This window comes from Sporosarcina ureae, assembly GCF_002109325.1.
Classification (GTDB): domain Bacteria; phylum Bacillota; class Bacilli; order Bacillales_A; family Planococcaceae; genus Sporosarcina; species Sporosarcina ureae_C.
In genome coordinates, this window is the sequence record NZ_CP015348.1 from 1,418,685 (window position 1) to 1,435,900 (window position 17,216).

At 39.2% G+C, this 17,216-nt stretch carries 16 protein-coding genes and 1 riboswitch; of the genes, 4 read left to right on the plus strand and 12 right to left on the minus strand.

The genetic code is table 11. The features are described 5' to 3' along the window. Nucleotides 1–46 precede the first annotated feature (46 nt). The 7 genes from SporoP32a_RS07090 to SporoP32a_RS07120 all read right to left on the minus strand — a co-directional run bounded on the left by SporoP32a_RS07090 (nucleotide 47) and on the right by SporoP32a_RS07120 (nucleotide 7,270). Nucleotides 47–1,666 carry a peptide ABC transporter substrate-binding protein gene (locus SporoP32a_RS07090; protein WP_085427267.1) on the minus strand — a complete coding sequence of 540 codons (1,620 nt, stop codon included), beginning with the start codon at nucleotides 1,664–1,666 and terminating at the stop codon, nucleotides 47–49. Nucleotides 1,667–1,725: 59 nt separating this feature from the next. Then, nucleotides 1,726–2,679, minus strand: coding sequence for an ABC transporter ATP-binding protein (locus tag SporoP32a_RS07095; RefSeq protein WP_085427268.1), 954 nt, complete (start codon nucleotides 2,677–2,679; stop codon nucleotides 1,726–1,728). Continuing rightward, nucleotides 2,672–3,694, minus strand: a complete 1,023-nt coding sequence (locus SporoP32a_RS07100; RefSeq protein ID WP_085427269.1) for an ABC transporter ATP-binding protein — start codon at nucleotides 3,692–3,694, stop codon at nucleotides 2,672–2,674. The genes SporoP32a_RS07095 and SporoP32a_RS07100 overlap by 8 nt, the downstream gene beginning before the upstream one ends. Nucleotides 3,695–3,714: 20 nt before the next feature. Continuing rightward, nucleotides 3,715–4,644: an ABC transporter permease gene (locus SporoP32a_RS07105; protein WP_369823957.1), complete on the minus strand. Its 930-nt coding sequence runs from the start codon at nucleotides 4,642–4,644 to the stop codon at nucleotides 3,715–3,717. 7 nt (nucleotides 4,645–4,651) lie between these two features. Next, nucleotides 4,652–5,578: an ABC transporter permease gene (locus SporoP32a_RS07110; protein WP_085427271.1), complete on the minus strand. Its 927-nt coding sequence runs from the start codon at nucleotides 5,576–5,578 to the stop codon at nucleotides 4,652–4,654. A gap of 35 nt (nucleotides 5,579–5,613) precedes the next feature. Further along, nucleotides 5,614–5,949 (minus strand): Lrp/AsnC family transcriptional regulator, encoded by a 336-nt coding sequence (locus SporoP32a_RS07115; RefSeq protein WP_232319632.1) that lies wholly within the window; start codon nucleotides 5,947–5,949, stop codon nucleotides 5,614–5,616. 442 nt (nucleotides 5,950–6,391) lie between these two features. Continuing rightward, nucleotides 6,392–7,270 (minus strand): alpha/beta fold hydrolase, encoded by an 879-nt coding sequence (locus SporoP32a_RS07120; RefSeq protein ID WP_085427272.1) that lies wholly within the window; start codon nucleotides 7,268–7,270, stop codon nucleotides 6,392–6,394. Between the two features lie 599 nt (nucleotides 7,271–7,869). On the opposite strand from SporoP32a_RS07120, the gene SporoP32a_RS07125 reads away from it, so the two are divergent. Then, nucleotides 7,870–8,307 (plus strand): universal stress protein, encoded by a 438-nt coding sequence (locus SporoP32a_RS07125; protein WP_085427273.1) that lies wholly within the window; start codon nucleotides 7,870–7,872, stop codon nucleotides 8,305–8,307. A 56-nt stretch (nucleotides 8,308–8,363) separates the two neighbouring features. Here SporoP32a_RS07125 and SporoP32a_RS07130 read toward each other — a convergent pair whose 3' ends face one another. Then, the gene (locus SporoP32a_RS07130) at nucleotides 8,364–8,849 is read right to left on the minus strand and encodes an STAS domain-containing protein (protein WP_085427274.1); all 486 of its coding nucleotides are present in this window, start codon (nucleotides 8,847–8,849) and stop codon (nucleotides 8,364–8,366) included. Nucleotides 8,850–9,026: 177 nt separating this feature from the next. On the opposite strand from SporoP32a_RS07130, the gene SporoP32a_RS07135 reads away from it, so the two are divergent. Then, nucleotides 9,027–10,082 (plus strand): M42 family metallopeptidase, encoded by a 1,056-nt coding sequence (locus tag SporoP32a_RS07135; protein ID WP_198166237.1) that lies wholly within the window; start codon nucleotides 9,027–9,029, stop codon nucleotides 10,080–10,082. A 181-nt stretch (nucleotides 10,083–10,263) separates the two neighbouring features. Beyond that, a complete protein-coding gene (gene sdaAA / locus SporoP32a_RS17345) occupies nucleotides 10,264–11,841 on the plus strand; it encodes an L-serine ammonia-lyase, iron-sulfur-dependent, subunit alpha (protein WP_085427275.1) in 1,578 nt (525 codons plus the stop codon). A gap of 86 nt (nucleotides 11,842–11,927) precedes the next feature. On the opposite strand, the gene SporoP32a_RS07145 is transcribed toward sdaAA, so the two are convergent. Genes SporoP32a_RS07145 through SporoP32a_RS07155 form a run of 3 tightly spaced genes read right to left on the minus strand, consistent with a single transcriptional unit; the run spans nucleotide 11,928 to nucleotide 14,445 of the window. After that, nucleotides 11,928–12,752, minus strand: coding sequence for a MetQ/NlpA family ABC transporter substrate-binding protein (locus SporoP32a_RS07145; protein WP_085427276.1), 825 nt, complete (start codon nucleotides 12,750–12,752; stop codon nucleotides 11,928–11,930). Nucleotides 12,753–12,770: 18 nt separating this feature from the next. Beyond that, nucleotides 12,771–13,439 carry a methionine ABC transporter permease gene (locus SporoP32a_RS07150; protein ID WP_085427277.1) on the minus strand — a complete coding sequence of 223 codons (669 nt, stop codon included), beginning with the start codon at nucleotides 13,437–13,439 and terminating at the stop codon, nucleotides 12,771–12,773. Then, nucleotides 13,432–14,445: a methionine ABC transporter ATP-binding protein gene (locus tag SporoP32a_RS07155; protein ID WP_085427278.1), complete on the minus strand. Its 1,014-nt coding sequence runs from the start codon at nucleotides 14,443–14,445 to the stop codon at nucleotides 13,432–13,434. The genes SporoP32a_RS07150 and SporoP32a_RS07155 overlap by 8 nt, the downstream gene beginning before the upstream one ends. A gap of 121 nt (nucleotides 14,446–14,566) precedes the next feature. Further along, nucleotides 14,567–14,678, minus strand: a riboswitch (SAM riboswitch). 228 nt (nucleotides 14,679–14,906) lie between these two features. Here SporoP32a_RS07155 and SporoP32a_RS07160 point away from each other — a divergent pair. After that, on the plus strand, nucleotides 14,907–16,073 hold the full coding sequence (locus SporoP32a_RS07160; protein WP_085427279.1) for a pyridoxal phosphate-dependent aminotransferase: 1,167 nt from the start codon (nucleotides 14,907–14,909) through the stop codon (nucleotides 16,071–16,073). A 61-nt stretch (nucleotides 16,074–16,134) separates the two neighbouring features. Here SporoP32a_RS07160 and SporoP32a_RS07165 read toward each other — a convergent pair whose 3' ends face one another. Beyond that, complete coding sequence (locus SporoP32a_RS07165) at nucleotides 16,135–17,097, minus strand: tRNA dihydrouridine synthase (RefSeq protein ID WP_085427280.1); 963 nt, start codon at nucleotides 17,095–17,097, stop codon at nucleotides 16,135–16,137. Between the last annotated feature and the right edge of the window lie 119 nt (nucleotides 17,098–17,216).

Below are 17,216 nucleotides of genomic sequence, written 5' to 3' on the forward strand. Positions count from 1 at the left end.
ATTGAAAACAACCCTCTATCAAATATGATAAAGGGTTGTTTACTGATTACTTAGCTTCTACTTCTGCCCATTTCATGAACGGATAACGGTTTACATAGTTAGCAGAACCTTTAATATTTGTCTTCATTAAATATGTGTTTGTGTAGAAGTGAATTGGCATCATCGGGAAGTCTTCCATTAAGATTTCTTCTGCCTGATGTAACATTTCATAACGTTTTTCTTGATCTTGTTCTACTTTTGATTCCGCCATAATGCGGTCAAACTCTTCATTGACCCATCCTGTACGGTTGTTCGGGCTATCACCTAAGAAATAGTCAAGGTTTACTACAGGGTCAACGAATACACCGATCCAGCCCATACGAGCCATCTGGAAGTTATGAGTTTTCGTAGTTTCAAGATATGTTTTCCACTCTTGGTTCGCAAGCTTAATTTCTACGCCAAGGTTTTGTTTGAACATTTCTTGAGCCGCTTCCGCAATTTTCTTATGGTTTTCATCGGTGTTATAAAGAAGTGTTACTGCAGGAAGTGTAGACCAACCTTCTTCTTCCATACCTTCTTTAAGTAGCTTCTTTGCTTCATCAATATCTTCCTTAAAGTAGTCTCCACCTTCTTCGCGGAAATCTCCTTTAGGCGTATCTGCACCTTCAGGAACCATTGCGTATGCAGGAATTTCACCAGCTAACGTAACATTCTCAGATAGTACTTTGCGATCCACTGCCATACCAAATGCTTTTCTGATTTTTTCATTTGTAAATGGCTCTTTTTCTACGTTAAACATGTACATATATGTTCCGTAGTAAGGTACGATTTCAAAGTCTTCATTACCTTTTTCTGACTCAATTGCATCTGTCGGTAACGTCATCATAAAGTCTAGCTCATCTGTTTTGTACATTTGATAAGCTGTTGTTGCCTCACCAATCATTTTAAATGTGATTTTATCTAATTTCACTTCATCTTCTTTGTAATATTCATCATTCTTTTCAATAACAAGTTCGCTATCATGACTCCAACCTGTCATTTTGAATGGACCATTACTGACATACGTATCGGCTTCTGCAGCCCAATTTGCATCGCTAGATACTAACTCTTCTTTAACCGGATAGAATGTCCACATAGTTAATAGTGTATCAAAGTATCCAAGTGGTGCATTTAATGTAACTTCGAGTGTTCTTTCATCTAAAGCCTTTACAGCAACATCTTCCACAGTACCTTTTCCTTTGTTATACTCTTCTGCACCCTCAATATAATATAAGTAGAAGGCAAATGAGCTCCCTGTGTCTGGATTTAGTACATGTTTCCACGCAAACTCAAAATCATTTGCTGTCAATGGACTACCATCAGACCATTTAGCATCTTCTCGGATTTTAAAGGTATGTGTCTTTCCATCTTCTGAAACTTCAGCTTCTTCAGCAAGACCAGGTACTGTTTTCCCGTCTTGATCGCGTGTATAAAGTCCTTCAAAAACGTGATCCATTACCCAACCAGATGTTGTATCCGTTGCTAACGCAGGATCCATGGAAGGCGGTTCACTCTTCGCGTTCATCGTAATTTCTTGTTTTGCATCTTTTCCTGATGAAGCTTCATCTCCATCATTTTTACCGCCACATGCACCTAGAATTGTTCCTAACGACAAAATCGTTATAAAAAGCCACAATATTCTCTTCAAAATTATCCCTCCTATATGTTTTTATATCTTTGAATCTGTAGTAACTATCCAGCAATCAGTCAGGTATATAAGTGGCAAGCCGTGAAATGATCTTTCTCTACTTCTTTCCATTCAGGCTCTACAGCGGCACATATATCCATAGCGTGTGCACAACGTGTTCTGAATCGACATCCACTAGGAGGATTCACTGGACTTGGCGGATCTCCTTTTAGCACAATACGATCTCTCTTGATCAAACTTGGATCGGCAACTGGAATAGCTGACATTAAAGCCTGTGTATAAGGATGTAATGGATTTTTAAACAAGTCATCACTACTTGCCAACTCCATCATTTTCCCTAAATACATAACTCCGATACGGTCACTGATATGCTTCACCATGCCTAAGTCATGGGCAATAAATAAATACGTAAGTTGTTCTTGTTCTTTTAAATCTTCCAGTAGATTAATTACTTGTGCTTGTATGGAAACATCCAAAGCGGAGATTGGTTCATCAGCTACGATGAATTTGGGTTGTACGGCTAAAGCGCGTGCAATACCTATACGTTGCCTTTGACCACCACTAAACTCATGGGGATATCGCTGAGCATGCTCTGGTCGAAGTCCAACTTTCTCCAATAAGTTATACACTGTTTCCTTTCGTTCTTTACCTTTTGATAACTTGTATCCGTCAATTCCCTCAGCAATAATTTCACCTATACGCATTCTTGGATTCAGCGACGCGTGAGGATCTTGGAAAATAATCTGTACTTCCCGATTGATGATCCGTTGTTCTTTTTTGGTCAGGTTAGCGTAGTTTTTATCTTCAAATGTAATAGAACCCGAAGTAGGTTTGTCCAAGCCTACTACTAATCTTCCTAGACTGGACTTCCCACTACCACTCTCTCCTACCAAACCAAGCGTTTCACCTTTTCTGATAAAAAGTGATATGTCATCAACCGCCTTAACAGTTTTCTTTCCGGCTACAGGGAAATGTCTTTTTAAGTTATCGATTTTAACCAGCACTTCATTCATACATGGCTCCCCCTAACGCAATCACTTCTTCTGCACTTGGCGATTGTTCATCATTTAACCAACATTTAGCGGTATGATTCGGACTGATTTCATAATCCCCCGGCATCTTACTTTCACAAATCTCCATTGCATATTTACATCTCATCACAAATGGACAACCTTTTGGAGGGGCAAACAAATCTGGTGGTGATCCTTCAATAGGTATAAGTCTTTCCTTTTGATCACTATACATATCTGGTATGGACTCCATTAATCCCCACGTATACGGATGTTTCGGTTCTTTAAAGATTTGATTTACTGTTCCTGTCTCTACTATTACGCCTGCATACATAACAGCTACTCGTTCAGCAGTTTCCGCCACTACGCCCAAGTCATGTGTAATCAATATAATCGATGTATTCATTTTATCTTTCAAATCAATCATGAGGTTTAGCACTTGTGCCTGAATAGTTACGTCGAGTGCTGTTGTAGGTTCATCCGCAATAAGCAATTCCGGCTTACACGCTAAAGCGATCGCAATCATTACGCGCTGCCGCATTCCCCCACTAAATTCATGTGGATATTGATTATATCGCTGTTCAGGATTAGGAATACCGACTAGTTTAATCATTTCTAACGCCTGTACCTTAGCTTCTCTTTTACTCACGTTATGATGAATAATGAGTCCCTCTGCGATTTGTGTTCCTATTCTCATAGTAGGATTCAACGATGTCATGGGATCTTGGAATACCATACTAATTTTAGAACCTTTCAACTTACGCAATTCACTTCTCTTTAGTTTCAGCAAGTCTTTTCCTTTATAATGAATAGTTCCACTTTTAATTTTGGAGACCTTTTTAGGAAGTAGACCCATGATTGTTTGAACCGTAACACTCTTTCCACTACCACTTTCGCCTACGATGGCCAAGATTTCACTTTCATTTATATGAAAGGAGACATCTCGTACCGCCTTTACTTCTCCCCCGTAGGTGCTGAAATTTACTTTCAAATTTTTCACTTCTAGCAATTTACTCATGTTGTGCACCTCCAGTTTCCTTATTTCGGATCTAACGCATCTTGAATCCCATCTCCAAATACGTTAAATGCGAACATTGTTAGTGAAATTAGGAACCCAGGGAAGAAGAGTCTCCACCATTGACCGCTTAAGATTACACCCAGTGCATCATTGGCCATTGTTCCCCAACTAGCGAATGGCGCTTGAACACCTAGTCCCAAGAAACTTAGGAAAGATTCAGCGAAGATCGCTGTTGGAATCGTGAATGTTAGATTAACGATAATGATCCCCATTGTATTGGGAAGTAAATGTTTCATAATGATCTTCCTATGGGATGTCCCCATCTTCTCAGCAGCCTGAACATATTCCTGTGATTTCAGCTGTAAAATTTGTCCTCGGATGATCCGGGCCATTCCTACCCAACCTGTAATCGATAGTGCGATAATAATTGCCGTAATTCCCGGCTCCATGATGACCATCAACAAAATTACGATCAACAAGTAAGGAATTCCGTATAGCACTTCAACGATTCGCATTAATACGCTATCGATACGGTCGCCTTTCTTGCCGCGACCAGCCATATAACCAGACACTCCACCTACAATTAACCCTAATATCAAGTCGATGATTGCGGCCACAATACCGATAATTAATGAAACGCGCGCACCATACCAAGAACGCACCCACATATCTCTTCCTAAGTTATCCGTACCGAACCAATGAGCCGATGAAGGCGCTAAATTAGTTTTCGTCAAGTCTTGTCCAGAAGGAGAATATGGAACCATCGACGGACCGAAGATTGCTAGAAATACGATTGCGGCTAGTAAAAAGAATCCAACTAACGCAAGTTTGTTCTTTAAGACACTTAATAATGTATCTTTCCATACACTTAAACTAGGTCGCTGTATCTCATCCGCAATCTTTTTATCCGGATGCAACGGAGTAAATACTGAATCGGTGTTTTGTTTTATAACCACATTAACCCTCCTTACTTGTAAGACTAATTCTTGGATCAATAAGTCTGTATGAAATATCTATCAAGAACAATGTTAATACTAAAATGACACTAAAGAATATGGTCGTACCCATAATTACCGGATAATCTCGGTTAAAAATACTATCTACAAAGTATCGACCAATACCTGGTATTGCGAATATCTTTTCTATTACAAATGTTCCCGTAATCAATGAAACAAATAACGGCCCTATAAAGGAGACGACAGGAAGAATAGCATTTCGGATTCCGTGTTTAATGACAATTCCTGCTGTGCTCAATCCTTTTGCATCTGCAGTTCGAATATAATTCGCATTCATCACATCAATCATGCTGGAGCGCATGAATCTTGCAACTACTGCCAGGGGCATGGAGGCTAATGCGATAGAAGGTAGAACAGTATGCATCCATGTTCCCCAAGTGGCTACGGGGAAGATCCTTAAATCTACTGAAAACACTTTAATTAAAAGTGGTGCCAATATAAAGCTTGGTATCGAAATCCCTATAATAGCTACAATCATAGAAATATAATCTAGGAATCGATTGTGATAAAGTGCGGCAATAATTCCAAGTAGTAGTCCAAAGAAAAGTGCGATGACTAGGGACTGTAAGCCCAAGAAGGCTGACGGTGGAAAACCGGACTTTATAATATCGTTTACAGTTCTTGTGCGCGACTCGATGGAAGGCCCTAAATCAAAACTAGCTAAACCTTTTAAGTACAGCGCATACTGAACCGCTACTGGCTTATCCAGATTGTATTGGGCTCTCATGTTTTCTAATACTTCCGGCGGTAAGACGTCCGCGTCAGATGCAAAAGGATCACCTGGTATAAACTTCATCATCACAAATGTTAAGGTGACAATCACCCATATTGTTAAAATCATTGTTAAAACACGTTTTAATATGTACATTCGGACATTCCCCCTCCCTGCCTTTTACCGAAATTTCAGTCTACTTGATAAGAACTTTTTGACACCTCTAATTGAATCATCGAATTTACCTCTGTAATCTCTTCATGTTTATATAATCTAATTATGAGTTCTGCAATTTCTTCTTGATTTGCTGCCGCTACCTGAATCAATATTGGATAATCTCCAGTAGTTATAGTGATGTAGCGGATGCTACGGATCTTGGATAAATACTCTATAACACTTTCCCAACAATCCGGCTTCACTTTTAACTGAATGATGGCACCTTCTTTTAATCCAATTGTAATAGGATTAATTCGTCCCACGATTTCCAGTATTCCACTGTCAATCAAGTGTGCATATCGCAGCCTCACAGTTTTTTCAGTAACTTCTGTACTCTTAGCTAATTCTCTGAATGACATTCGACCATCTTTTGATAACAGTTTAATAATATGCGTATCTAGTTCATCTAGCTGCTTTATTTAAATCACCCACTTCCGGTAGTTGTCAACTGAATAAGTACTTATATGCATACTACTTTTAAAATGCTAAGGGAATAAACAGTACTTTTTTTCTAAATATGTACTCTTTGTGACACCTTACACGTTATTATAATAACTAAACTATTGGATTGCAACCAATTTTCCGAATCTTTTAAATAACTTTATTATTAATACTATACATCGCACTATAAACTTCTATTTGATAGCGTTTTAGATCCAAAGTTATTATATTTTTTTACTCTCTTACCATTTCATAATAGAAAAACGCCTTGGCATTGAATGAATCCAATGCTCAAGACGTTATGTTATTGCATTATCTAATCTTCTTTTCCACAAATTCTTTAACTGTTTGAATAAACTTTTCGTGTTCATCTTTTACTACTGAGTGACTACTTTCTTCAAAGATTACTAATTCGCTGTTTGGAATTTTTTCACTCATAAGAATGGATCCCTCTACCGGTGTGATCCAGTCATGTCTACCTGTAATAATTAGTGTAGGAACGTGAATGGATGGCAAAAACTCTTCCACATCATACTCTCGTAAAAAACCACCAAACCCTTCGTTTAGTGCTTGATAAGAACGATTCGCACGCTGATCAGCATGATTTCTAGCTAATTCCGCTTCAGGTGTATCTGAATAGCTATAAGAATACATAGGCGCCATCACCTTAAAGTATTCACTTTGCTGTTCTGTCGATTCAAAAGCACCGTCGAATAGAATTTGTGCCATTTCCTTTTGTTTAGGAGTCCCTTTTAGTTTGACAGTTTCTTTTGCCTTCTCTAAGAACTTACCGCTTGGTGCAGTTACGACAAGTAGCAATGACTTGAGATTTTCCTGATACTTCCTTGCATACTCCAATGCAACCATTCCACCATAAGATTGACCCATTAACACAATCTTATCTAATCCTAGATACTTTCTTAGTTCTTCTAGGTCTTCCACGTTATTTTCAAGTGTGTATGTGGATTGTGGTCCTTTTTCTGATCTTCCACTACCACGATAATCAACATAAACGAGCTGCATATCTTCCGCCAATGGACTTAAGGCTGGTTTAAAACCTGTGTGATCTCCTCCTGGTCCTCCGTGAAGAATAAAGCAAACTGGCTTCTCCCGCATAATCGGTCCATCAGGAACAAAACCCATTCCCTCTACATCAAAAAATAACTTTACTCCGTTAACATGAGCGTACATATAAAAACCTCCAATGATTTTGTTTTTGTCATTTACACTATTTCTCAAAAACTTAATCAAGTGTAGCACCACATTTTTATATTGACTAGGTTTGTAAAATCATTTTCTGTAATTTTCAGTCTACTAAGCTAGTTAAAAGATAAATATTTCGCTTTAATTTGAATAATAGAAATTACGATCAAATGGCTGACCTATAGTATTTTAAAGACTATCTATTCAATTCTTGTATATCTTTAAATAGTATTTCAATTTATAACTAAAAATATTTTATCGACAGACCCTAGCTGCATTAATTTATTGCTCGATACTCTTATTTTGACTATTAATTTATTAGGTATAATTAATTATCAAAATTCACTTACACGACATATAACCAGTCCTTTGAGATAGTTTTTAATGACTATTTAGTAAGTAATTAACTAATAATTTATGTAAAAGTTATGCGTTTCACAAAATGAATTACTCTTAAGATTCAATCATGGCCAGTGTATAAATATGGTATAATTAAGGTAGAATAACAAGTAGTTTTTACCATACTATCGTTGCTATTTCACACTGAACGAATAATTATCTAGATTTTTCGGAAGGGGATTTTCCAGATGAATGAATATAAGAGTATTCTCGTCGCGGTAGATGGATCAAATGAGGCTAAATGGGCTTTGCATAAATCGATTGAGGTGGCAAAGCAAGAAGTTGATGCGAGGCTACACATCGTCAATATCATTGATGTTTTCTCTATTGATGAGGAGGATGCTTCCTTTCTGGAACGTGAAAAGCAGCATATAGTGGATCTGCTAAACAGCTATGAAACCATTGCCAAAGAAGAGGGACTTGAACACGTGGAAACACATATCAAGCACGGTGATCCAAAAATCAATATTTCCAAGGATCTCGCTCTTGTAGTAGAAGCTGATTTAATCGTCTGCGGTGCCCAAGGCTTGAAAAATGTCGAGCATTATTTCCTCGGCTCTGTATCAGAAGCCATCGTTTTAACTGCAAAATGTGACGTATTGGTCGTTCGACAAAGCGATATGTAATATAAAATGCCTGTGTAACAGCGGAAGATACCATCCTCTGTTGCACAGGCATTATTTTATTTTTTACTTACGATTTCCAATCCCTTTATTTCGAGCAAATACTGAAGACTTTCGCGGAAATTCGTAAAAGCACGAATCTGATTAAAATTGGACACATTGGATAATATCAAGTTTTGTGCAAACTCAGGTGAAAATCCTACAAAAACGGTTTCTGTCCCCATTAATTGTAGCACGCTGACTAACTCATTGATTTTTTCACTCAACAACTCATATCCCATATTTTCTTCTACGGAAAAAGAACCAATATCAGTAAAATCAAATACTACTGTATGTATATTATTAGATGATATTCTTTGTACAACTTTATCCTGAATATGTATAAAGCGTCCTACCGAAAGAGCACCCGTTAGAGGAACCAAAATTGTTTCGGGCACAATAGAAGGTATAATAGGAGCCGACAAGTCTTCTATTATTTTTTCATAAGCTACTATCTTTTCTTTTAACTCTTTAATTTGTTGTGTGGAACTTGTTTCTTTATTCATAGAAGGATTTCCTCACCTTTCCAAGTAAAACTTTTAGTTTCTACAATGTATTTTTATTAAACAATTATACCATAGGTCAATCTACTCCGACGGAATCAAATCATTTCAAATCGTTGAAACTAAGTTTCTAACACGATAAACTAAGCTAAAACCATCCAATAAAAGGAGATTCATTACATGGCTTATCAAGCAAACATAACTGAAACGAAGGAACTTATTCAGCAACTCGTATCCATTCCAAGTCCTTCCGGTTACACGAAACAAGTAATTTCTTTTGTAGAGGACTTTTTACAGGCATATAATGTGGAAACTACACGCAATCGTAAAGGTGGATTAATCGCCACTTTACCGGGTACAAATGATAAAGAACACCGTATGTTAACTGCCCACGTCGACACACTGGGTGCGATGGTCAAGGAAGTGAAAAGTAATGGTCGTCTAAAACTCGATTTAATTGGCGGCTATCACTACAATTCAATTGAAGGTGAGTATTGTAAGATTCATACGGCATCCGGCAAGACGATTACGGGGACGATCTTACTCCATCAAACGTCTGTACACGTGTATAAAAATGCTGGTACCGCAGATCGCAATCAAGTGAACATGGAAGTCCGCATCGATGCAAAAGTACATACCGCAGAAGAAATTCGCAAACTCGGTATTGAAGTTGGGGATTTCGTCTCGCTTGAACCACGCGTAGAAATCACGGATAATGGCTTTATTAAATCCCGCCACCTAGATGATAAAGCGAGTGTTGCCATCTTGCTGCAACTTATCAAACATATCCAAACAGAAAACATTGTGTTGCCTTACACTACCCACTTCCTGATTTCGAATAATGAAGAAATTGGATATGGCGGTAACTCTAATATTACTGAGGAAACAGTAGAGTACTTGGCTGTCGATATGGGGGCCATGGGGGACGGTCAGACAACGGATGAGTACACAGTGTCTATTTGCGCAAAAGACTCTAGCGGTCCTTACCACTATGGATTACGCAACCATCTAGTAGAGCTAGCCAATAAAAATGACATAGGATACCAAATTGATATGTATCCACACTATGGCTCTGATGCATCCGCGGCTATTAAAGCGGGCCACGATATTATACACGGCTTAATTGGTCCTGGAATTGACTCTTCCCATGCGTTTGAACGTACACATGAGGATTCTTTGAAAAACACTTCACAATTGATCTATTATTATTTGCTATCCGATCTTCAAAACTATTAAACCAAAAAAAGGTACTGGGCATTTAATGCTCTAGTGCCTTTTCGATTCATTGACATTACGTGTGAAATAACAAATAATAAGAGGTAAGCGCTTTCAAATTGTCAGTCAGTTCTATCAAATACAGCGAGAGCGGTTCCTGTTTTTTCTATATGGAACAGTTCTCTATAGGGAGCAAATACACATGGCATTCACGAGTTTAAACCAACTGATCGAGCATGCGGAACAGGACAACACTCCGATATACGAGTTAATGATTCTGTCTGAAATTAAACAAAAAGGCATGCAGAGAGAAACTATCATCAAGAAAATGTCGGAACAATTTACCGTTATGGAAGAAGCAGTTCGTAAAGGAACGACTACTTCCGTTATGTCACGGACGGGATTAACAGGTGGAGATGGGCAACGTTTATATGATTACGCGAAACAAGGCAATTCATTCGTTCATCCTTCAACACTAAATACCGCAGCAAACGCATTAGCTGTATCTGAAGTAAATGCGAATATGGGAAGAATCGTTGCCACTCCTACAGCCGGTTCGGCAGGAATCTTACCTGCCGTTCTCGTGCATGCACTTGATACGGGCAAGTACACACGCGAACAAATCGTTTTATCTATGTTCACGGCGTCTGCGCTAGGGTTGGTCATCGCAAACCGCGCTTCTATTTCAGGAGCCGCGGGAGGATGCCAAGCGGAAGTCGGTTCTGCTACAGCAATGGCGGCAGGTACATTAGTGGAACTTGCTGGTGGTACGCCTGATCAAGTCGGACACGCAATCGGTATTGCACTGAAAAATTCATTGGGACTTGTTTGTGATCCAGTAGCAGGCCTAGTAGAAATTCCTTGTATTATTCGAAATGGATTGCATGCTATTACAGCTGAAGCTGCAGCAGACATGGCGATGGCAGGTGTAGTGAGCATCATCCCTCCTGACGAAGTCATTCATGTAATGCACGAAGTGGGACAGCAAATGCCTGAATCATTACGCGAAACAGGCATTGGCGGATTGGCCGGCACTCCAACAGGGCAAAAATTAAAGAATCAAGTATTCAGTAATGACAAGGGCAATAAAGAAAAGAGTAAAGGGGCTCCAGCTAAATACCAGAGCGCCTACGAAATCATTGGACCTGTTATGATTGGTCCTTCGAGTTCACATACTGCCGGTGCTGTACGAATAGGCAATGTTGCATATCAGTTGCTGAATGAACAACCAACACACGCGAAATTCTCACTAATGGGCTCTTTCGCTACTACTTATCAAGGTCACGGTACTGACTTAGCATTGCTTGCTGGTGTCATGGGTTTCAATACGACAGATGAAAGAATTCCACATGCAAAAGAGCTAGCTGAAAAAACAGGATTACATTACGAGTTCACGAAGCGTGTGCTCGGCAGCTATCATCCGAATACTGTCCTCGTGGAATTGACTGGACCCACCAACTCCATAAAAGTCCTTGCCAGTTCACTTGGTGGCGGTAAAATTGAAGTACAAGAACTAGACGACTATCCTTTAAAATTCTCTGGCGAACGACCTGCACTCCTAATTCGTCATACGGATCAAAAAGGTGTCATCGCCGATCTTCTTGGGATTCTTTCAAGAAAAGGAATCAATATTGCACGTATGGCCAACGAACGGTTTGCGATTGATGGACCCGCCATCACGATTTGTGAAATCGATAGTCAAGTAGACGATGAAATGTTGGCAGTATTGAAACGCGATGTTCCGATTATCGATGATATAGTATTAGTAGAAACAGAGTAAAAAAGCAGTAAAACACCAGACCTGAAGACACTTTCCATCGTCTTCGGGTCTGGTGTTTTTTTACGGTATTCTTATAAATCCGAGTTTCACTTTTCCATCCAAGCTGGTTTGCCGAAACCTTTAAATTCAGATTCAATCACTTCTAAAAATTGCTCGGATTCTACTACTTCAATAATATCTTTCGCGAATTGCTTATCTACATTTTCTGTTTTGACAGCTACGACATTACGGAACTGGTCCGGCATATCTTCTAAAGCTAGTGCGTCTAACAAATCCATATTTGCCGCAATTGCAAAGTTACCAGGTACCGCGGCCAAATCAGACCCTTCCACCGAACGAGGTAATTGTCCCGCTTCCACCGGCTGAATGACTAAGTTTTTCGGATTTTCCGCGATGTCTTTTTCAGATGCCGTCAATTGGTCAATTTCTTCATCCATTTTCACTAATCCTGCATCTTCCAATACATATAATGTTCTCGCAGCGTTTACTGGATCATTGGGAATAGTAATGGTTGATCCATCTTCAATTTCGTCAAGAGACTTATATTTATTTGAATAGATACCTAATGGCGCTGTCGGTACGATAATCAACTCAGAGAGTTCCATATTGTTTTCTTTCTCGAAGTTTTCTAAGTACGTAATATTTTGGAACAAGTTCGCATCAATATCTCCACTGTCCAACGAAATATTCGGCTGAATATAGTCGCTGAATTCTGTGATTTTAACCGTATATCCTTTTTCCTCAAGACCAGGTTGTATTGCCTTTTTTAGCATGTCACTATAAGGACCTGCTGTTGCACCAAAATGAATATTTTTATCATCATCCGACTTTTCAGTAGACTTTTCTCCTCCACAAGCTGCCAATGCTGCAACCAACGCAGTAAGAATGAATGCAAGTACCAGTTTCTTCATAAATCCATCTCTCCCCTATTATCTTTTATCTATCATTTTTGAAAAACGATCTCCACCAAATTGAATCAACTGTACTAGCACTATTAAAATGGCGACAGTGACTAGCATAATACTGTCATCATATCGATAGTAGCCGAAACGAATAGCTAAGTCCCCAATTCCGCCTCCACCAACAAATCCAGCCATTGCTGAATAGGCAACTAAGTTGATTAACGTCAGTGTAAGTCCTTGGATAATGCTCGATTTAGATTCAGGTAGTAACACGTTCCAAATAATCATCCACGGCGAAGCACCCGTTGAAATGGCTGCCTCTATAACCCCTTTGTCTATTTCACGCATGGATGTTTCAACGATTCTCGCAAAGAACGGAATTGCTGCTACAGAAAGCGATACACTTGCAGCTGCCGGTCCAATTGTATTTCCAACGATCAGTTTCGTCAAAGGTATTAAAGCTACAAGTAGAATAATGAATGGAATTGAACGAATAATATTGACGAAAAAACCTACAACCGAATTAATTGCCCGGTTCTCTAAAAATAATCCTTTGTCTGTTGTAAATAACAGGACGCCAAGAGGTAATCCAATAATTAGCGCAATCGTTAGGGAGATACCGATCATATAAAGAGTTTCACCAAATGCTTTTGTAATGTCCGGCATGAGTTCCATGATGTGGGCTAGATCAAACATGTTGGCGGATCACCTCCACTTGTGCGTTTTGTTTGAGTATGTATGCAATTGCTTGCTTGACTTCTTGACGTTCACCTTGTAATTCCATTAAGAAAATTCCAAGTGCTCGTTCTTGAATATATTCAATCGATCCATGCAAGAAGTTTCCTTTGACCTTGTACTTCTGCATCGTATCGGAAATCACACCCTCCATCGCTACTTCACCTTTAAATGTGATCTTTATTAGTGTCCCTGCCAAATTCGACATGACCGCTTCAGGGATATCATAAGACACTACACTGCTAATAAATTCCTTCGTCAAAGGTTGAACTGGATTAGAAAAGATGTCATACACTTGTCCTTCTTCAATAACTTTTCCATCTTGCATAATCGCCATGCGATCACAAATCTCTTTTACAACATTCATCTCATGCGTAATTAATACAATGGTAATATTCAATTCTTTATTGATCTTTTTCAGCAATCGTAAAATAGACATCGTCGTATTTGGATCAAGTGCAGATGTAGCTTCATCACAAAGCAAAACGGAAGGATTATTGGCCAGAGCTCTCGCTATACCGACACGTTGTTTCTGGCCCCCACTCAACTGCGCAGGATATACATGACGTTTTTCAGAAAGACCTACCATTTCAAGAAGTTCTAATACACGCGTCTCTATTTTGTCCGAAGGCATTTTTGCTGCCCGTAAAGCGAAAGCGATATTTTCGAAAATCGTCTTTTGGCTAATTAAATAAAAATGCTGGAAAATCATTCCGATCTTTAAACGTGCCTGTCGAAGCTGTGCTCCAGATAATTTCGTTAAATTCACTTCATCAATCAAAATAGTACCGCTCGTTGGCTTTTCTAATAAATTCAAACAGCGTATAAGAGAACTTTTACCCGCTCCAGAATATCCAACAATACCAAATATTTCTCCAGTCCCGATGTTAAGTGATACATCATCTACACCTTTTACCACTCTCTCTTTTGTCTGATATACTTTAGACAAATGTTGAATTTGGATCATATTCTCACTTCTTTCTGTATTCCAGCAGCCAAAGAGTATAAGTATAGCTGGAATTAAAATTTCTTTATAAATAAAAAACTTCTTTCATTTTTCTAAATGAAAGAAGTACTGATATATTCTCAGCTTATCTCTCAGATGGAAAACCATGCTGTAGGATTTGGCACCTTCCTTGATCCTTCCAAGGGGTTGCTGGACTTCATAGGGCCTTTCCCCTCAGTCGCTCTTGATAAGAGATTGCTATTCATTTAGATGCGTAAAACATATACTAATCTGAATTAATAAAACTGTCAAGGTGAATAACGACAATTCAATATAATATCCGACTTTTTAGATCAGTGTTATTTATTATTACGTAGTTTTCACGATTGTTTCGAATCAAATAACAATTCTTTTATTGAAAAGTTTAGTATGTTCTATGTATACTAATTGAAAATACATATCAAAGAAAGAAGGAATAGACTATGGCTTTGTCCAACCGATTACAAAATCTCCCTCCGCATTTCTTTACATTATTATTAAAAAAAGTGGAAAAAGCTATGGACGAAGGCAGAGATGTCATTAATCTGGGGCGCGGTAATCCTGATCAGCCCACACCTCCTCATATTATTAAAGCATTACAAGAAGCCGTTGAAGATCCCGCCACACACGGTTACTCACCTTTCCGTGGAACACCGGCTTTAAAACAAGCCGTTGCTGAATACTATAAGCGAGAATACGATGTGGTGATTGACCCTGAAACAGAAGTCGCGGTACTAGGTGGCACAAAAATTGGTGTCGTCGAACTTCCTTTAGCTATCATGAATGAAGGTGACTTATTATTGCTTCCAGACCCCGGTTATCCTGACTATTTATCAGGCGTGAGCTTAGCGGGTATTCGCTATGATACGATGCCACTCCATAAAGAGAATGGATTTCTACCTGATTATGACAAGCTAACTAACGATCAGAAAAAAGATGCCAAGCTCATGTACTTAAATTATCCAAGTAATCCGACTGGCGTTACAGCAACACCAGCGTTTTATGAGGAAACCGTGGCATTTGCCAAAGAAAATCAGATTGCTGTTTTACAAGATTTTGCCTATGGCGGCATTGGGTTTGAAGGTAAGAAACCAATTAGTTTTTTACAGACAGAAGGTGCGAAAGAAGTCGGGATTGAAATGCTTTCTCTATCCAAAATGTATAATATGGCAGGATGGCGTGTAGGTTTCGCTGTAGGAAATGCAGAAATCGTAGAAGCATTAAATGTATTGCAAGATCACTTATTCACTAGCTTATTCCCTGCTGTGCAACGTGCTGCAATCGAGGCTTTGACAGGCCCTCAGCAATGTGTTGAAGAGTTAGTCGAATTGTATGAAAGACGTCTAACAGTTTTGCTGTCAGAATGTAAACGCATCGGTTGGGATGTAACGGCTCCCACCGGCTCATTCTTCGCTTGGCTTCCTGTTCCTGAAGGATTTACGAGTGAAGCCTTCGCTGACTTGTTATTGGACAAAGCAGATGTTGCCGTATCGCCAGGCAATGGTTTTGGTGTTCACGGAGAAGGATATATACGTGTCGGTTTATTAGAAAGTGAAGACCGCATGCGAGAAGCCATGCACCGCATTGAAAAACTAGACGTATTTAAATAAGACAAAAACCTTCTCTTTTATTCCATAAGCGTTGGAATAAAAGAGAAGGTTTTATTTGTAGTTAATCAAGCTCTACGGCATCAAGTAAAGCACGTACTTCATCTGTCGTATTGGTATTCATCAATTCATTCCGCAGTTCAGCTGCTCCACGGAATCCTTTTACGTAAATCTTGAAGAAACGACGAAGCGGCTTGAATAGTCGTGGCTCTAGTTCAGTTGAATATTTGTCAAAAAGATCTAGATGCAGACGTAAAAGATCTAATAATTCTTTGTGGTCATGTTCTCTCTTTTCCACTTCAAAGGCAAATGGATTATGGAAAACTCCCCGTCCGATCATGACACCATCTACTCCGTATTTCTCAACAAGTTCTAGTCCCATTTGACGATCCATAATATCTCCGTTGATTGTCAACATCGTGTCAGGCGCAATCTCGTCACGAAGTTTCTTGATCTCGGGAATCAAATCCCAATGTGCATGTCCTTTACTCATTTCTTTACGTGAACGCAAGTGTATCGATAGATTGGCAATATCCTGTTCCAATACATGTCTAAGCCAAGTACGCCATTCATCAATATCTGTGTAACCAAGACGCGTTTTCACACTGACCGGTAGTCCCCCTGCTTTTGATGCTTGAATAATTGCAGCCGCTGTTTCAGGGTGATTGATTAATCCACTACCTTTTCCTTTCGCAGCCACATTCGGTACTGGACATCCCATATTTATGTCAAGCCCCTTAAACCCAAGCTCTGCCATGCCGATACTCATTTCACGAAAATGTTCCGGTTTATCTCCCCAAATATGAGCAACAATGGGCTGCTCATCTTCAGTAAATGCTAAACGTCCACGCAAACTATAAATTCCCTCCGGATGACAAAAACTTTCGGTGTTTGTAAACTCCGTGAAAAACACATCAGGTCGTGCAGCTTCTGCTATCACATGACGAAACACAACATCTGTCACGTCTTCCATCGGTGCTAATATGAAAAATGGCCGAGGCAACTCGCGCCAAAAATTATTACTCATTGTTCATTTCAATTCCTCTCATCGTAATTCGCACTGTTCTTTTTTGAAGCAGATGCCAATTATATCATTATACAAAAAATGAGGCGGTGAATTCCACTATCTATGAGATGATACCAAAA

Excerpts from the sequence above, each read along its gene's own strand:
- SporoP32a_RS07160 (WP_085427279.1), top strand. The coding sequence starts at position 14,907 with ATGGCTTTGTCCAACCGATTACAAAATCTCCCTCCGCATTTCTTTACA.
- SporoP32a_RS07100 (WP_085427269.1), bottom strand. The coding sequence starts at position 3,694 with ATGAGTAAATTGCTAGAAGTGAAAAATTTGAAAGTAAATTTCAGCACC.
- SporoP32a_RS07095 (WP_085427268.1), bottom strand. The coding sequence starts at position 2,679 with ATGAATGAAGTGCTGGTTAAAATCGATAACTTAAAAAGACATTTCCCT.
- SporoP32a_RS07125 (WP_085427273.1), top strand. The coding sequence starts at position 7,870 with ATGAATGAATATAAGAGTATTCTCGTCGCGGTAGATGGATCAAATGAG.
- SporoP32a_RS07145 (WP_085427276.1), bottom strand. The coding sequence starts at position 12,752 with ATGAAGAAACTGGTACTTGCATTCATTCTTACTGCGTTGGTTGCAGCA.
- SporoP32a_RS07130 (WP_085427274.1), bottom strand. The coding sequence starts at position 8,849 with ATGAATAAAGAAACAAGTTCCACACAACAAATTAAAGAGTTAAAAGAA.
- SporoP32a_RS07135 (WP_198166237.1), top strand. The coding sequence starts at position 9,027 with ATGGCTTATCAAGCAAACATAACTGAAACGAAGGAACTTATTCAGCAA.
- SporoP32a_RS07165 (WP_085427280.1), bottom strand. The coding sequence starts at position 17,097 with ATGAGTAATAATTTTTGGCGCGAGTTGCCTCGGCCATTTTTCATATTA.
- SporoP32a_RS07110 (WP_085427271.1), bottom strand. The coding sequence starts at position 5,578 with ATGTACATATTAAAACGTGTTTTAACAATGATTTTAACAATATGGGTG.
- SporoP32a_RS07155 (WP_085427278.1), bottom strand. The coding sequence starts at position 14,445 with ATGATCCAAATTCAACATTTGTCTAAAGTATATCAGACAAAAGAGAGA.
- SporoP32a_RS07150 (WP_085427277.1), bottom strand. The coding sequence starts at position 13,439 with ATGTTTGATCTAGCCCACATCATGGAACTCATGCCGGACATTACAAAA.
- SporoP32a_RS07120 (WP_085427272.1), bottom strand. The coding sequence starts at position 7,270 with ATGTACGCTCATGTTAACGGAGTAAAGTTATTTTTTGATGTAGAGGGA.
- sdaAA (WP_085427275.1), top strand. The coding sequence starts at position 10,264 with ATGGCATTCACGAGTTTAAACCAACTGATCGAGCATGCGGAACAGGAC.